The sequence below is a fragment of the Sphingobium sp. SG1 genome (assembly GCF_057063145.1).
The window spans coordinates 58,959-74,967 of sequence record NZ_JBVVOJ010000009.1; the positions used below are offsets into that span (position 1 = coordinate 58,959).

The following is a 16,009-nucleotide window of genomic DNA, read 5'->3' on the forward strand; positions in this document are numbered from 1 at the left end:
AACCCGTTATGACCATCGATCCCGCCAACCCGCTGGGCCTCAACGGCTTCGAGTTCGTTGAATTCACCTCGCCCGAGCCCGAGAAGATGGCCGCCCAGTTCGAGCAGCTGGGCTTCACCGCGACCCACCGACACCCGACCAAGAATATCACCCGCTACAAGCAGGGGCGGATCAACCTGATGCTCAATCGCGACGATGCCGGACGCGTCGCTGCCTTTCGTGGCGAACATGGCCCCTCGGCCAGCGCCATGGCCTTTCGCGTTGCCGATCCCGATGCGGCGCTGCGCTGGGCGCTCGACCATGGCGGCAAGCCGACGGACGAGAATGACACGGTGATCCAGGGGATTGGCGGCTCCTACCTCTATTTCATGCCCGATGGCGGCGATCCCTATGCCGACTGGGCCGAGTTTCCCGGCTGGCGGGAAGCCGAAGCGCGCAACAATGTCGGCCTCGACCTGCTCGACCATCTGACCCACAATGTGAAGCGTGGCCAGATGCGGGTGTGGAGCGAATTTTACCGCACCCTCTTCGGCTTCGAGGAACAGAAATATTTCGATATCAAGGGCAAGGCGACCGGCCTGTTCAGCCAGGCGATGATTGCGCCGGACAAGGCGATCCGCATTCCCCTGAACGAGAGCCAGGACGACAAGAGTCAGATCGAGGAGTTCATCCGCGACTATAATGGCGAGGGCATCCAGCATATCGCGCTTACCACCGCCAATATCTATGACACGGTCGAGCGGCTGCGGGCGCGCGGGGTGCGGCTGCAGGACACGATCGAGACCTATTATGAGCTGGTCGACCAGCGCGTGCCGGGCCATGGCGAGGATCTGGAACGGTTGAAGCGCAACCGCATTCTGATCGACGGCAATGTCGGTGAGGAGGGCATCTTGCTGCAGATCTTTACCGAGACGATGTTCGGCCCGATCTTCTTCGAGATCATCCAGCGCAAGGGCAATGAAGGCTTTGGCAATGGGAATTTCCAGGCGCTCTATGAATCGATCGAACTGGACCAGATCCGTCGCGGCGTGATCACCGTCGATGAGTGACGCGCCGCCCCGGATGATGAGCGGCTTCGGCAATCATTTCTCGACCGAGGCGGTGGCCGGCGCGCTGCCGGTGGGGCGCAATTCGCCCCAGCGCCTGCCCTATGGCCTCTATGCCGAGCAATTGTCGGGCACCGCTTTCACGGCGCCACGGGCGGAGAACAGGCGCAGCTGGCTCTATCGCATGCGGCCGGCGGCATCGCATCCGCCCTTCGCTCCCTATGATGCTGCAGCCTTGCTGCGCAGCGCGCCATTTGACGAAGTGCCGCCATCGCCCAACCGGCTGCGCTGGAACCCGCTGCCGCTGCCGGAGGGTGACGTTGATTTCATCGACGGCCTCACCAGCTATGCCGGCAATGGGGATGTCGCGGCGGGCCAGGGCTGCGCCGTGCATCTCTATGCCGCGACCGCCTCTATGATCGACCGCGCCTTCGTCTGCGCCGATGGCGAGATGCTGATCGTGCCGCAGCAGGGGGCGCTGCGTATCGTCACCGAACTGGGCGTGATCGATGTCGCGCCGTTGCAGGTCGCGCTGATCCCGCGCGGCGTCCGCTTCCGGGTCGAACTGATCGAGGGCGCGGCGCGCGGCTATGTCTGCGAAAATTATGGCGCGCCATTCCGCCTGCCCGATCTGGGACCGATCGGCGCCAACGGCCTGGCCAATCCCCGCGATTTCGAGGCGCCGGTTGCCGCCTATGAGGATGTCGAGCGGCCATTCGCCCTGATACAAAAGTTCATGGGCCGCCTGTGGATAACTATGCTGGACCATAGCCCGTTCGATGTCGTCGCCTGGCACGGCAATTTGACGCCGCTGCGCTATGACCTCACCCGGTTCAACACGATCAACACGGTCAGTTTCGACCATCCCGACCCGTCGATCTTTACGGTGCTGACCTCGCCCAGCGAGACGCCGGGCACCGCCAATATCGATTTCGTCATCTTCCCGCCGCGCTGGATGGTGGCGGAGGACACGTTCCGGCCGCCCTGGTTCCATCGCAATGTGATGAGCGAGCTGATGGGCCTGATCCAGGGTGAATATGATGCCAAGGCGGGCGGTTTCGCGCCCGGCGGCGCGTCGCTGCACAATGGCATGGCTGGCCATGGCCCCGACCGTGCGAGCTATGACAAGGCGATCGCCGCCGACCTGGCGCCCCAGCGCATCGCCGACACCATGGCCTTCATGTTCGAAAGCCGCATGGTGCTGCGCCCGACGCGCTGGGCGATGGAAAGCCCGCTGCTGCAACCCGATTATGATGAATGCTGGTCCGGCTTCCGCAAGGCCCAGCTTCCCCCGATGAACGAGACCCCATGAGCTATTGGCACATAGACGAAACCCATGATTCGGCCCGCACGAGCTGGGTCGACAGCGCGCAGGATCATGGCGACTTTCCGATCCAGAATCTGCCCTATGGCCTGTTTTCGCCCGCAGGCGCTTCGCCGCGCGCCGGTGTCGCGATCGGCGACGCCATATTGGACCTGGCCGCCTGTGTCGGCGCCGGGCTGATCGATTGCGCGCCGCTGCTGGAAGGGCAGCTCAATGCGCTGATGGCGCTGCCGGTGGCAGAGCGGGTGGCCCTGCGTCGCCGGATCAGCGCGCTGCTGTCGGACCCGGCCCATCGCCCGGCGGTCGAGCCGCTGCTGCATCGGGCGGCGGACTGCATGCTGCACCTTCCGGCGCGGATCGGCGATTACAGCGACTTCTATGTCGGCATCCATCACGCCAACAATATCGGCCGCCAGTTCCGGCCCGACAATCCGCTGCTGCCCAATTATAAATATGTGCCGATCGGCTATCATGGCCGGGCGTCCTCTATCCGCCCGTCGGGCGATCCGCTGGTCCGCCCGCGCGGCCAGCGCAAGCCGCCCGAAGCCGATGTGCCGGTGGTCGGCCCGACTGCCCGGCTCGACTATGAGCTGGAACTGGGTGTGTGGATCGGCGCCGGCAATGATCTGGGTAGCCCGATCCCCATCAGCGAGGCGGCCGATCATGTCGCCGGCTTCTGCCTGCTCAACGACTGGTCGGCGCGCGATTTCCAGGCGTGGGAATATCAGCCGCTCGGGCCCTTCCTGGCCAAGAATTTCCATTCGACCATTTCGCCCTGGGTGGTGACGCCCGAGGCGCTGGCGCCGTTCCGCATCGCCCAGCCGCCCCGGCCCGAAGGCGACCCGGCGCCGTTGCCTTACCTTAGCGATGCCGATGATCAGGCTCATGGCGCGCTGGCGCTGACGTTGGAAGTGTATCTCTCCACCCAGGCGATGCGCGACGCAGGCCAGCCGCCGATGCGGCTGAGCCAGGGGCCGGCGAGCAACATGTACTGGACCGTCAGCCAGATCGTCACCCATCATGCGTCCAATGGCTGCAATCTGATGCCCGGCGATCTGCTGGGCAGCGGCACCATCTCCGCCCCGACGCGCGACGGCTATGGTAGCCTGATGGAAATCAGCAGTGGCGGCCGCGAGCCGATCAGCCTGCCATCGGGCGAGACGCGCAGCTTCCTGGAGGATGGCGACGAAGTGACATTGCGCGCGACCGCGTCGGCCCCCGGCCATGTGTCGATCGGCTTTGGCGAATGCCGCGCTATGATCGTGCCGGCGCGATGAGCGATCTCACCCTTCATGGTTATTGGCGGTCGAGCGCGAGCTATCGCGTGCGGATCGCGCTGGCCCTGAAGGGCGTCGACTATGCACAGGTCACCCATGACCTGCGCAGTGGCGCGCAGCGGGCGCCCGACTATCGGGCGCTGGCGCCGCAGGGGCTGGTGCCCGCACTGGTCGATGGCGACAGCGTGCTGACGCAGAGCGGCGCGATCCTTGAATGGATCGAGGCACGCTGGGCGCAGCCGGCCTTGCTGCCCGCTGACCCCGGCGATGCCGCGATCGTCCGTGCCATGGCCGGCATCATCGCCTGCGATATCCATCCGCTCGGCAATCTGCGCGTGTTGCAGGCGCTGCGGCAGGATTTCGGCGCCGATGAGGATCAGGTCCGCGCCTGGATCGCCCGCTGGACCGGCGAGGGGCTGGCCGCGCTCGAAACATTGGTCGCGCGCCATGGTGGCACCCATGCCTTCGGCGACGCGCCCAGCTTCGCCGACTGCCATATCGTGCCCCAACTCTACAATGCCCGGCGCTTCGGCGTCGACCTGACGCCCTTTCCGCGGCTGTGCGCCGTGGACGCGGCGGCATGCGCGCTCCCCGCCTTTGCCGCCGCGCACCCCGATCGCCAGCCCGACGCGGACGCATGAGCGACACTGACACGCGCCTGTTCGCGACGCCGGCGGGCGTGCGCCTCTGCCCGATCGAGCAAATCGCCGACGGCAAGGCACGCAATTTCGTGCTGCAGATGCGCGCCGGCCGCTTCCATGGCTTTGCCGTGCGGGATGGTGACCAGGTCAGCGGCTTTGTCGATCAATGCCCCCATGCCGGCCTGCCGCTGGCGCAGCAACTGGACGATTATCTGACCCCGGATGGCAGCCATATAAGATGCAGCTGGCACGGGGCCCTGTTTCGCCGCGACGATGGCGTCTGCGTCGGTGGGCCATGCGTCGGCCAGCGCATCGCACCCTGGCCGCTCAGCATCGCCGATGGCTGGATTGTCACCGCTGCCCAAAGCGACTAGGAACCGGCCCAGGGACGGCGCTTCGCATCGTCCCGACATGATCGCGCCGGTGCCCCCACGGGGGCTTAAAATGGGAAGGCGGTGCGGATGCCATGGCATCCAAGTCCGCAGCTGTCCCTGCAACTGTGAGCGGCGAGCGTGATGAACAGCGCCCTCCCCAGCCGGGAGGGCAGCCACTGGGCCGGACGCTAAATCCTGCGAGGCCTGGGAAGGCCGTTCCTCCCGCTATGACCCGCAAGCCAGGAGACCTGCCGGCGTTTAGGTCGCTCTTGCTTTGGTCCAGGGGATGGCCGGGGCACGGTGTTCCGTCTGAGCGACAGGTTGGCGGCTGGAGCCGCGCGGTCACGCATCTGCGGGCGAACAAGCGCCCGTCCGCGATGCCGGCCGGCCGTGCGTGCGCGCCCGGTTCGCTCCCGCCCCGGTTGCTCCGGCGCGCGAGTATTTGTCATGGCCAACACTGCATCTGCCAAGATTCCGACTACCGTCATCACCGGCTTCCTGGGCGCGGGCAAGACCACGCTGATCCGCCATCTGCTGGAAAATGCGAAGGGGCGCCGCCTCGCCCTCATCATCAACGAATTTGGCGATGTCGGCGTCGACGGCGAACTGGTGAAGGGCTGCAATGACGCCGCCTGCCCCGAAGAGGATATCGTCGAGCTGGCCAATGGCTGCATCTGCTGCACCGTGGCCGACGATTTTCTGCCGACCATGACCGCGCTGCTCGACCGGCCGAGCCCGCCCGACCATATCATCATCGAAACCTCGGGGCTGGCCCTGCCCAAGCCGCTGGTCAAGGCGTTCCAGTGGCCCGACATCCGCACCCGCGCCACGGTGGACGGGGTCGTCGCGCTGATCGACGCCGATGCGGTCGCCGCCGGCCGTTTCGCCACCGACGAAGCGGCGCTGGCCGCGGCGCGCGCCGCCGACCCCAATCTGGACCATGACAGCCCGCTGGAGGAATTGTTCGAGGATCAGCTTGCCTGCGCCGACATGGTGGTGCTGAACAAGAGCGACCTGGTCGATGCCGACACGCTGGCTGCAGTCGAGGCGCAGGTCGATGCCGAAACGCGGCCCGGCGTGAAGATCGTCCGCGCCGCTCATGGTGCGGTCGACATCGGCGCGCTGCTGGGCATCGTCGCCGCGGCCGAGGATGATCTCGACGCCCGCCCCTCGCACCATGAGGCGGAGGGCGAGGATCATGACCATGATGATTTCGACAGCTTCGTCGTCAGTGGCGATGCGGTTGCCGATCCCGACACGCTGGTGCAGGCGCTGTCCGCGCTGATCGCCACCCACGACGTGCTGCGCGTCAAGGGCATGGTCGCGGTCGCGGGCAAGCCGATGCGCCTCGTCGTGCAGGCGGTCGGCCCGCGCATCCAGCATTTCTTCGACCGCCCCTGGCAACCGCAAGAAGCGCGTCGTACCCAGCTGGTGGTGATCGGCCAGAAGGGGCTGGACCGCGCCGCGATCGAGGCCGACATCCAGGCCGTGCTCGGCTGATGCATCTTCTGTCCGCCACGCCGGGAACGATCAGCGACGGCGAGGAGGCGATCGACCTCGACCAGCCGCCCGGCGACATCGTTATCCTGACCGTGGCGGACAGCGATCTGGCCTGTTTCGCCGCTGCTGCCGCGCGCCTGCCCGATGATGCGCCGAGCGTGCGGCTGGCCAATCTGCTGCAGCTCAAGCATCCCTATTCGGTCGATCTCTATGTCGAGAAGGTGATCGCCAAGGCGCGCTTCGTCTGCGTCATCCTGCTCGGCGGCAAGAGCTACTGGCCCTATGGCGTGGACGAGATTGCGCAGGTCGCGCGCGAGCGCGGCATCGCCTTCGCCGCGATCGCCGACGGGCGCGAGGGTGATCCGGCGCTGGACCTCGTCTCCACCGTGCCGGCGGCGATGCGCGAGCAGTTGCGCGACTATCTGCGCCAGGGCGGCACAGCCAATGCGCTGTCCTTCCTGCGCTGCGCCGCTCGGCTGATCGGCGCGGATGCGGGCGAGCCCGACCATCCGCTGCCGATTGCCGACGCCGGCCTCTATCTGCCTGGCCATGACCGGCCCGGCGTGGCCGAATTGCGCGCGACCTGGGTCGAGGGGCGGCCGGTGGCGCTGCTGATCTTCTACCGCGCTTTGGTGGTCGCCGGCACGCTGAGCGCGGTCGATGCGATGGTCGCGGCGCTTGGCGCGCGCGGCTTCAATGTCGCCGCCGTGCATGTCCGTGCGCTGCGCGAGCCGTTCGTGCGCGACTGGCTAGGCGGGCTGCTGGCCGACATCGCGCCCGACATCATCGTCAATTCGACCAGCTTCGCCGCCTCCTCTTCGTCCGAGCCGCGCGTGCCGGGCATCTTGGAACAGGCCGATTGCCCGATCCTGCAGACCGCCTTTGCCGGGGTCGAGGAAGGCAGCTGGCGCGGGTCGGCCCGTGGCCTTGGCCCGCGCGACCTGGCGATGAATGTCGCCCTGCCCGAAGTGGACGGCCGCCTCTTCACCCGCGCCGTCGCCTTCAAGGCGGCCGAGCGGTTCGATGAACGCACCCAGTGCGGCATCGTCGTGCCGCGCGTGGCACCCGACCGGGTCGCCTTCGTCGCCGATCTGGCGCGCAACTGGGCGGCGCTGCGCCGCGCCGCGCCGGCCGAGCGCCGGGTCGCGCTGGTGCTGGCCAATTATCCCAATCGCGACGGGCGGATCGGCAATGGCGTCGGCCTCGACACGCCGGCCAGCGCTGCCGCGATCCTGTGCCGGCTGGGTGAGGCCGGCTATGCGATCGGCGACGCCCCGCGCGATGGTGCCGCGCTGATGCGGCTGATGACCGGCGGCGTCACCAATGATCGGGCGTCGATCGACCGGCCGGGCGAGGTCAGCCTGTCGCTTGATGTCTATCGCGCCGCCCTTACCGCTCTGCCCGACAGCGCGCGGGAGGCCATGGTCGATCGCTGGGGACCGCCGGAGGCCGACCCCTTCGTGCGGGACGGCGCCTTTCGCCTTGCCGTCCAGCGCTTCGGCCATGTCGCGATCGCGGTACAGCCGGCGCGCGGTTACAATATCGATCCCAAGAGCAGCTATCATGACCCAGCGCTGCCGCCGCCTCACGCCTATTTCGCCTTTCATGTCTGGCTGGCGCAGGATTTCGGTGCGCAGGCGCTGGTCCATGTCGGCAAGCATGGCAATCTGGAATGGCTGCCGGGCAAGGCGGTGTCGCTTTCGGCCGATTGCTTCCCCGAAATCTGCACCGGGCCGGTGCCGCAACTCTATCCCTTCATCGTCAACGATCCGGGCGAGGGGACGCAGGCCAAGCGCCGCATCGGCGCCGTCATCCTCGACCATCTGACCCCGCCGTTGACGCGGGCGGAAAGCTATGGGCCGCTCAAGCAGCTCGAAGCGCTGGTGGACGAATATTATCTCGCCGCCGGCATGGACCCGCGCCGGCTCGACCGGCTGCGCCGCGATATCATCGACCTCGCCCGCAGCCAGGGGCTGGACAAGGATGCGGGTGCCGCCGGCGACGATGACGACGCACTTGCCGCGATCGACAATTATCTGTGCGAGCTGAAGGAATTGCAGATCCGCGACGGGCTGCATGTCTTCACCGCCTCGCCGCAGGGGCGGCTGCGCCGCGACCTGCTGGTCGCGCTGGCGCGCACGCCGCGCGGGCTCGATCATCCGGGGCAGGCGTCCTTGCTGCGCGCGCTGGCCGATGATCTGAGGCTCGGCTTCGATCCGCTCGATTGCGTGCTGGGCGCGCCATGGCATGGGCCGCGTCCAGCGGCGCTGGCGGACTTATCCACAGACCCTTGGCGCACCCATGGCGACATGGTCGAGCGGCTGGAACTGCTGGCGGCGGCGCTGGTCGACGGCGCGGCGCCGGTCGGCCCGGCCAGCACCGCCGTGCTGGCGGCGATCGCCGATGATTTGGCGCCGCGCGTCGACGCCTGTGGTCCGCGCGAGGCGGCGGCGCTGCTGGCCGGGCTCGACGGGCGGTTCGTGCTGCCCGGACCATCGGGCGCGCCGACGCGCGGCCGGCCCGACGTGCTGCCGACCGGGCGCAATTTCTTTTCGGTCGATACCCGCGCCGTGCCGACCGCTGTGGCCTGGGATCTGGGCCAGCGATCGGCGCAATTGCTGGTCGACGATTATCTCCAGCGCGAGGGCGACTATCCCCGCGCCATCGCCCTGTCCGCCTGGGGCACGGCGAACATGCGCACCGGCGGCGACGATATTGCCCAGGCGCTGGCGCTGATGGGGGTGCGGCCGCGCTGGGAATGGAGTTCGGGGCGGGTCGTCGGCTTCGAGATGATGACCCTGGCCGAACTGGGCCGGCCGCGCGTCGACGTGACATTGCGCGTCTCCGGCTTCTTCCGCGACGCCTTCCCCGAACAGATCGACCTGATCGACAGCGCGGCCCGCGCGGTGATGGCACTCGATGAGCCGGACGAGGATAATCCCGCCGCCGCCCGGCATCGCGCCGAGCAGGCGGCGCTGGTGGCGGATGGTGCCGATGCGGCGGAGGCCGCGCGCCGCGCTGGTGCCCGCGTGTTCGGATCGAAACCCGGCGCCTATGGCGCGGGACTGCAGGCGATGATCGACGAGAAGATCTGGCACAGCCGCGCCGACCTGGCGGACGTCTATCTCGACTGGGGCGGCTATGCCTATGGCGCGGGGGTGGAGGGCGACAGCGAACGCAGCCTGTTCGCCACCCGCCTGGCCCAGGCCGACGCGGTTGTCCAGAACCAGGATAATCGCGAGCATGACCTGCTCGACAGCGACGATTATTATCAGTTCGAAGGGGGCATCGCCGCCGCCATCGAACATCTGAAAGGCACCCGGCCGCTCAGCTATCATAACGACCATAGCCGCCCGGAGCGGCCGGTGATCCGCACGCTGGAGGATGAGATCGGCCGCATCGTCCGCGCCCGCGTCACCAACCCCAAATGGATCGCTGGCGTCATGCGCCATGGCTATAAGGGCGCGTTCGAGATCGCCGCCTCGGTCGACTATCTCTTCGCCTTCGCCGCCACCACCCATGCGGTACGCGATCATCATTTCGACGCCGTCCACGCCGCCTTCATCGAGGATGAGGCCGTGCGCGCCTTCATGGCCGACGCCAATCCCGCCGCCCTGCGCGAGACCGCCGCCCGGCTGGCCGAGGCGCTGGAACGCGGTCTGTGGAAACCCAAGTCCAACAGCGCGGGCATGCTGCTCGCCGAGCTTTCTGGAGAGTGACGATGGTCGAACGCACCGACGAACAGCATGCGGAAAAGATGAAGAAGAAGCAGGCTGCCCATGACAAGATCATGGCGACCAAGACCCAGGAAAAGGGCCTGCTGATCGTCCATACCGGCAAGGGCAAGGGCAAGACCACGGCGGCGCTGGGCATGGTCGTCCGCATGATCGGCCATGGCCGTAAGGTCGGCGTGGTCCAGTTCGTGAAGGGCGCGATGACCACCGGCGAGAAGGCGGTGTTCGATGCCTTTCCCGAGCAGATCGAATTCAAGCCGATGGGCGAGGGCTTCACCTGGAACACGCAGGATCGCAGCCGCGACATCGCGCTGGCGCGCGAGGCGTGGGACGAGGTGAAGCGCATGGTCGCCGACCCCGATTATGCGATGGTGCTGGCCGATGAACTCAATATCGTGCTGCGCTACGACTATCTGCCGCTGGACGAGGTGCTGGCGGTGCTGACCGGCAGGGACGAGATGAAGCATGTCGTCGTCACCGGCCGCAATGCGCCCGAGGCGCTGATCGAGGCGGCCGATCTGGTCACCGAAATGACCATGATCAAGCATCCCTTCCGCAGCGGGGTGAAGGCGCAGGCCGGCATCGAATATTGATGCAGGCCTTCGATCCCGATTTCTGCGCGACGCTGACGGAGCTGCTGACCTGGCGCCGCGACGTGCGCCATTTCCGCACCGATCCGCTGGACGAGGCGATGGTGCTGGAACTGCTGACGCTGGCGCAACTGGCGCCCTCGGTCGGCAACAGCCAGCCCTGGCGCTTCGTCCGGGTAAGGACGCCGGCGCTGCGCGCGACACTGGCCGATCATGTCGATGCCGAGCGCGAGCGGGCCACCAGCCAGATCGCCGACGCGACCCGGCATGACGCCTATCGCGCGCTGAAGCTGCACGGGCTGGGCGAGGCGCCGGAGATCATCGCGGTCTTCTGCGACGATGCGACATCGGCCGGCGCGGGGCTGGGCGCTGCGACCATGCCGCAGACCCGGCTCCATTCGGTGATGCTGGCGATCCACACGCTGTGGCTGGCCGCGCGGGCGCGTGGGCTGGCGCTCGGCTGGGTATCGATTCTCGATCCCGCCTTTGTCGCGCGGACGCTGGCGGTGCCCGACGACTGGACCTTCGCCGCCCTGCTATGCCTGGGCCATCCCGAAGTCGTCGCCGACACGCCCGAGCTGGACCGGCTGGGCTGGCAGGCCCGGCTCGATCCGCTGGCGCAGATCAGCGAGCGCTGACCATTTATTGCGGGGCGACCTCGAACATGTCCTCGATCCCCGGCTCCTCGGGCATGTCGTCGCGTTCGGTCGCCTGGCGCGCCCACATGGTGGCGTAGAGACCGTCGGCGCGGACCAGATCGGCATGGCGGCCACGCTCGACGATGCGGCCGGCGTCCAGCACGATGATCTCGTCGGCATCGACCACGGTCGACAGGCGATGGGCCACCACCAATGTCGTGCGCTTGCGGCTGATGTCGCGCAGCACGGTCTGGATTTCGGTCTCGGTGCGACTGTCGAGCGCGCTGGTCGCTTCGTCCAGCACCAGCACCGGCGGGTCTTTCAGCAGCGTGCGGGCGATGGCGACGCGCTGTTTCTCTCCGCCCGACAGCTTGAGGCCGCGTTCGCCGACGCGGGTCTCATAGCCCTGCGGCAGGCTCATGATGAAATCATGGATCGATGCCGCCTTGGCTGCGGCCTCGATTTCATCCTGACTCGCGCCTTCGCGGCCATAGCCGATATTATAGCCGACCGTGTCGTTGAACAGGACCATGTCCTGCGGCACGATGCCGATCGCGGCGCGCAGCGAGGCCTGCGTCACGGCGGAGATGTCCTGCCCGTCGATCGACACGGTGCCGCCCTGGATATCGTAGAAGCGGAACAGGATGCGGGCGATGGTCGACTTGCCCGCGCCCGAGGGACCGACGATGGCCAGCGTCTTGCCCGCCGGCACCGCGAAGCTGACGCCATGGAGGATCTCGCGCTCGGGATCATAGCCGAAGCGGACCGCGTCGAAGCGGACGGCGCCGCCCGCAACCTGCAGCGCCGGGGCACCAGGCACGTCGGCAACTTCGGTCTCGGTATCGATCAGCTTGTACATCGCCTCCATGTCGATCAGGCCCTGGCGGATGGTGCGATAGACCATGCCGAGCAGGTCGAGCGGGCGGAACAGCTGCGACAGGAGGGTGTTTACCAGCACCACGTCGCCAGTGGAGAACTGCCCCCGGCTCCAGCCCCAGACGGTATAGGCCATCGCCCCGCCCATCATCAGGTTGGTGATCAGCGACTGACCGATATTGAGCCAGGCGAGGCTGTTTTCCGACTTTACCGCCGCCTTCGCATAGCGGCGCATGGCGTTGCCGTAGCGCCGGGCCTCGCGCTCCTCGGCGCCAAAATATTTGACCGTCTCGAAATTGAGCAGGCTGTCGACGGCATGGGCGACGGCGCTGGTGTCCATGTCGACCATGTCGCGGCGCAGTTGGTTGCGCCATTCGGTGACGAGGCGGGTGAACCAGATATAGAGGGCGACCATGGCCAGCGTCGCAGCGACCAGGCCGGGACCGAATTTCACCAGGAAGATGGCGCAGACGGCGAGCAGTTCCAGCACCGTCGGCGCGATGTTGAACAGCAGGAAATAGAGCATCGTATCGATGCTTTTCGTGCCGCGCTCGACGATCTTGGTGACGGCGCCGGTGCGGCGGTCGAGATGGAAGCGCAACGACAGGCGGTGGAGATGGACGAAGACATCGTCGGCCAGGCGCCGGCCCGCTTCCTGCCCGACCTTCTCGAAAATGGCGTTGCGCAGATTGTCGAACAGCACGCCGCCGAAGCGCGCGCCGGCATAGGCGACGACCAAAGCCATGGCGAGGCCGGCGGCCGGCTCCAGCCCCGGCGCCATCCGGTCGATCGCGCCCTTATAGGCAAAGGGCATGGCGAGGGTGACGACCTTGGCCAGCGCGACCAGCGCCAGCGCCACCGCGACGCGGCGACGCAGCGCCGGCGCATCGGCCGGCCAGAGATAGGGAATGAAGCGCCGCAGCGTGGCCCAGGCGGGCGGAAGGGGCGTGGAATCGGGCGTGGCTGGGGGCATTTGTCGCTATTTAGGGCATGACGGGCGGCAATCCAGTGGCGCGGCCATCCGGCCGGCCACGCAAAAGCGTCCCTTGTTGGAGATCATCCGCTTAACTTCGCACATTTCCCGCACATTCTGACATTTTCTTGCGCCCCGCCGATCCTATCGAAAAGTCGGGAACCGGGTGGCAAGAATAGCAAAGCGGGCTGCTGTAGGACAGCATCTTGCCCCGATGCGGCGCCCATGGCAGGCTTCGCCTCCGTCATCCTTCCCCGACAAGGAGCACGGCATGGAACCCTTTAGTGTGGCGCTGGCCCCCGAACGACTGTGGCAGGCGATCAATCCCCTGACTTGGACGCAGAGCGGTGGCCAGGTCGGCCTCATCAATATCGCGCTCGGCCAGACGGCACGCCCGGACATAGAGCGCACGGTATTGAACGAGGTCGGCAGCTATGGCCGACAGATCGGCCGGATCGGCGACGCGCTCGAAGTGCTGATCCGCCATTTCGAGACCAGGGATCTGCCACAGGCGGAACGCGACGCGCTGACGATTTTGATGGGCCAACTGGCCGAGGTCCGCAAGGTCAAGGCGCGCGAACGGGACGGGTGATATGGGGTTGGAACAAGGCATAGCCCCTCCCTTCCAGGGAGGGGTTGGGGTGGGTTGCGAGCGTAGCGAGCTTCTGCCCTATCGATCGTAGACCGCCGCTGCGCGGCGCACCCACCCCCGGCCCCTCCCTGGAAGGGAGGGGAGTAGGGAACAGCCGCATCTGGTCGAAGCCTGCCAATCCCCACAGGCGTCATCCTGACGAAAGTCAGGATCCATTCTGCACTGCGCCAGATAGGGATTGCTGAATGAATTCCGGATCAAAGTCTGGGATGACGACGAGGGTGAGGGCAGTATTGGGTCGTCAGCCATCAATGACGGGAGATAGTCGCTTCCGCTCATCCCCAGCAATGTCGCGCCGGACGCGATCCGGTCGCGCGTGGCCGTCATCGCCCACCGCTTTCCTATTCGCCCTGTCTCTGGTCTACCCTTGGCGATGCGACAGCGCGTTCCTTCGTCACCCCGTCTTCTCCATCCGGCGCTTGCCCGGCGCGCAACCGGTGCGTGGGTGTGGCGTCGGCGGCGCGCGGCGGGGGCGATCCGGGCGCGGCGCGCGGACCCGCCCCTTGTTGGAGGTGACGCGTTTCCCGCGCGTGACCGGCGCGTAACGGGTGCAAAGCCAGCGCAAAAGGCCCCGAAAGCCCGTTTACACTGTGAACTTCGGGAGAGGCGTCTTCTATCGGCCCTGGCGCAGGATCGCCGGTGCCTCCCGCCATGTGCCCGGCGCAATGTCGTCGATCGTCCAGTCGCCGATGCGCCAGCGGACCAGGCGCAGGGTCGGCAGGCCGACCGCCGCGGTCATGCGCCGAACCTGCCGATTGCGCCCTTCGCGGATGATGAGGCGCAGCCAGCAATCGGGCACGCTCTTGCGGAAGCGCACCGGCGGGTCGCGCGGCCACAGCGCGGGATCGTCGATCCGCTCGACCTCCGCCGGCAGGGTCATGCCGTCCTTCAGCTGCACGCCGCGCCGCAGCGCCGCCAGCGGCGCGTCGTCGGGGTCGCCCTCCACCTGGACCAGATAGGTTTTGGGCATCTTGAAGCGCGGATCGGCGATGCGCGCCTGCAACCGGCCGTCATCGGTCAGCAGCAGCAGCCCCTCGCTGTCGAGGTCGAGCCGGCCGGCGGGATAGACGCCGGGCTGGTCGACATAATCGGCCAGGGTCGGGCGCGGCGGGCCGGTGCGCTCGTCGCTGAACTGGCACAGCACGCCATAGGGCTTGTTGAGGAGGATCAGTCGTCCCATGCGTCGTCGTCCTCATCCTCCTCAAACGCGATGCTGCCCTGATTGTGGAGCAGCACCAGCAGCGCGATCGCGGCATCATCGCCCGCCAGCGCCGGATCAAGCGCCAGCGCGTCGTCCGCGCACAATTGCTGCGCCAGCGCCGCGCTGGCGCCGGTGCAGTCATGCGACGCGCCATCGACGAACAGCAAGATGGCGTCTTCCGCCCGGACGAAGGCGAAGCGGCTGGCCGGATTGCGGCGCAGGGGTGCGCCTTCCGCCACCAGCGCCTGCATGGATGCCGGGTCGATCGCCTCCTCGGGCGCCCAGTCGATCTCGGGATATTTGCGGGTGCTGCTATATTCGCCGAACCAGCGGGCAAAGCCGGCGGGATCGCCCAATTGTGCCAGCACCATCGCCTGCAACCGGGCGAGCGCGGCCGGCGCGATCTCGCCGGGATTGGCCTGGCGCGCCAAAGCGGGATCAGCATAGCGATCATCCTCGCCCAGCCCTTCGAGCAGCCGGTCGGTCCAGCCCTCGATCAGTTCGCTGCGCGCGGGCGCACGGAAACCGACCGAATAGGTCATGCAGTCGTCGCCCACCGCGACGCCATCATGGGCGATGCCGGGCGGGACATAGAGGATGTCGCCGGGTTCCAGCACCCATTCGTCGGTCGCGTCGAATTGGGCCAGCAGGCGCAGATCGGCATGCGGGCGCAGCGGGCTGTTATCGTCGCACATCTGGCCGATGCGCCAGCGGCGGCGGCCGGCGCCCTGGATCAGGAAGACGTCATATTGGTCAAAATGCGGGCCGACGCCGCCGCCGTCGCTGGCATAGCTGACCATGACATCGTCGATCCGCCAGTCGGGGATGAAGCGGAACGGGGCAATCAGCGCCGCGACATCGGGCGCCTGATGATCGACCGCCTGCACCAGCAAGGTCCAGGGGCTGGCGCCGAGCGCGGCGAAGCGATCCTCCGCCAGCGGCCCCTGTTCCATCGTCCAGTCGCCGTCCGCCTGCACCACCAGCCGCGACTCGACGCCCTCCTCGCAGGCGAGGCCCGCCAGTTCCTCGGGCGCCAGCGGGTTGCGCCATTGCGCCCAGGGATTGCGGATCAGCAGCGGCTTTTGCTGCCAATAGTCGCGCAGGAACAGGTCGATATCGAAATCATGCAGATGCATCGGGGTCTCGCCGGGAAGGGGCGGCGCGCGGGGCGCGCCTGCCATCG

General features: G+C 67.3%; 13 protein-coding genes and 1 riboswitch. Of the genes, 10 read left to right on the forward strand and 3 right to left on the reverse strand.

Going from position 1 to position 16,009, the window contains the following annotated elements:
* The first annotated feature begins 8 nt into the window (after nucleotides 1–8).
* From hppD to bluB, 9 genes are all read left to right on the forward strand, one after another.
* Nucleotides 9–1,049 carry a 4-hydroxyphenylpyruvate dioxygenase gene (gene hppD, locus AC0KVN_RS18410; RefSeq protein ID WP_037519495.1) on the forward strand — a complete coding sequence of 347 codons (1,041 nt, stop codon included), beginning with the start codon at nucleotides 9–11 and terminating at the stop codon, nucleotides 1,047–1,049.
* The gene (hmgA, locus tag AC0KVN_RS18415) at nucleotides 1,042–2,358 is read left to right on the forward strand and encodes a homogentisate 1,2-dioxygenase (RefSeq protein ID WP_313393893.1); all 1,317 of its coding nucleotides are present in this window, start codon (nucleotides 1,042–1,044) and stop codon (nucleotides 2,356–2,358) included. The genes hppD and hmgA overlap by 8 nt, the downstream gene beginning before the upstream one ends.
* Nucleotides 2,355–3,647, forward strand: a complete 1,293-nt coding sequence (gene fahA / locus AC0KVN_RS18420) for a fumarylacetoacetase (protein ID WP_483656254.1) — start codon at nucleotides 2,355–2,357, stop codon at nucleotides 3,645–3,647. The genes hmgA and fahA overlap by 4 nt, the downstream gene beginning before the upstream one ends.
* Entirely contained in the window at nucleotides 3,644–4,288 is a 645-nt protein-coding gene (maiA, locus tag AC0KVN_RS18425) for a maleylacetoacetate isomerase (RefSeq protein WP_435567607.1), read from the forward strand. Before fahA ends, maiA begins: the two co-directional genes overlap by 4 nt.
* Nucleotides 4,285–4,662, forward strand: coding sequence for a Rieske (2Fe-2S) protein (locus AC0KVN_RS18430; protein ID WP_435567606.1), 378 nt, complete (start codon nucleotides 4,285–4,287; stop codon nucleotides 4,660–4,662). Before maiA ends, AC0KVN_RS18430 begins: the two co-directional genes overlap by 4 nt.
* A 30-nt stretch (nucleotides 4,663–4,692) precedes the next feature.
* Nucleotides 4,693–4,932, forward strand: a riboswitch (cobalamin riboswitch).
* A 177-nt stretch (nucleotides 4,933–5,109) separates the two neighbouring features.
* A complete protein-coding gene (cobW, locus tag AC0KVN_RS18435) occupies nucleotides 5,110–6,162 on the forward strand; it encodes a cobalamin biosynthesis protein CobW (protein WP_010335421.1) in 1,053 nt (350 codons plus the stop codon).
* On the forward strand, nucleotides 6,162–9,881 hold the full coding sequence (gene cobN / locus AC0KVN_RS18440; protein WP_435567604.1) for a cobaltochelatase subunit CobN: 3,720 nt from the start codon (nucleotides 6,162–6,164) through the stop codon (nucleotides 9,879–9,881). Before cobW ends, cobN begins: the two co-directional genes overlap by 1 nt.
* Before the next feature lie 2 nt (nucleotides 9,882–9,883).
* Complete coding sequence (gene cobO / locus AC0KVN_RS18445; protein WP_435567603.1) at nucleotides 9,884–10,489, forward strand: cob(I)yrinic acid a,c-diamide adenosyltransferase; 606 nt, start codon at nucleotides 9,884–9,886, stop codon at nucleotides 10,487–10,489.
* A complete protein-coding gene (bluB, locus tag AC0KVN_RS18450; RefSeq protein WP_435567602.1) occupies nucleotides 10,489–11,124 on the forward strand; it encodes a 5,6-dimethylbenzimidazole synthase in 636 nt (211 codons plus the stop codon). Before cobO ends, bluB begins: the two co-directional genes overlap by 1 nt.
* Before the next feature lie 4 nt (nucleotides 11,125–11,128).
* On the opposite strand, the gene AC0KVN_RS18455 is transcribed toward bluB, so the two are convergent.
* Nucleotides 11,129–12,973: an ABCB family ABC transporter ATP-binding protein/permease gene (locus AC0KVN_RS18455; RefSeq protein ID WP_435567601.1), complete on the reverse strand. Its 1,845-nt coding sequence runs from the start codon at nucleotides 12,971–12,973 to the stop codon at nucleotides 11,129–11,131.
* 271 nt (nucleotides 12,974–13,244) lie between these two features.
* Here AC0KVN_RS18455 and AC0KVN_RS18460 point away from each other — a divergent pair, with 271 nt between their 5' ends.
* The gene (locus tag AC0KVN_RS18460) at nucleotides 13,245–13,565 is read left to right on the forward strand and encodes a hypothetical protein (protein ID WP_125985499.1); all 321 of its coding nucleotides are present in this window, start codon (nucleotides 13,245–13,247) and stop codon (nucleotides 13,563–13,565) included.
* A gap of 673 nt (nucleotides 13,566–14,238) precedes the next feature.
* Here AC0KVN_RS18460 and AC0KVN_RS18465 read toward each other — a convergent pair.
* Entirely contained in the window at nucleotides 14,239–14,805 is a 567-nt protein-coding gene (locus AC0KVN_RS18465; protein ID WP_435567600.1) for a pseudouridine synthase, read from the reverse strand.
* Nucleotides 14,793–16,007 carry a JmjC domain-containing protein gene (locus tag AC0KVN_RS18470; RefSeq protein WP_435567599.1) on the reverse strand — a complete coding sequence of 405 codons (1,215 nt, stop codon included), beginning with the start codon at nucleotides 16,005–16,007 and terminating at the stop codon, nucleotides 14,793–14,795. Before AC0KVN_RS18470 ends, AC0KVN_RS18465 begins: the two co-directional genes overlap by 13 nt.
* Between the last annotated feature and the right edge of the window lie 2 nt (nucleotides 16,008–16,009).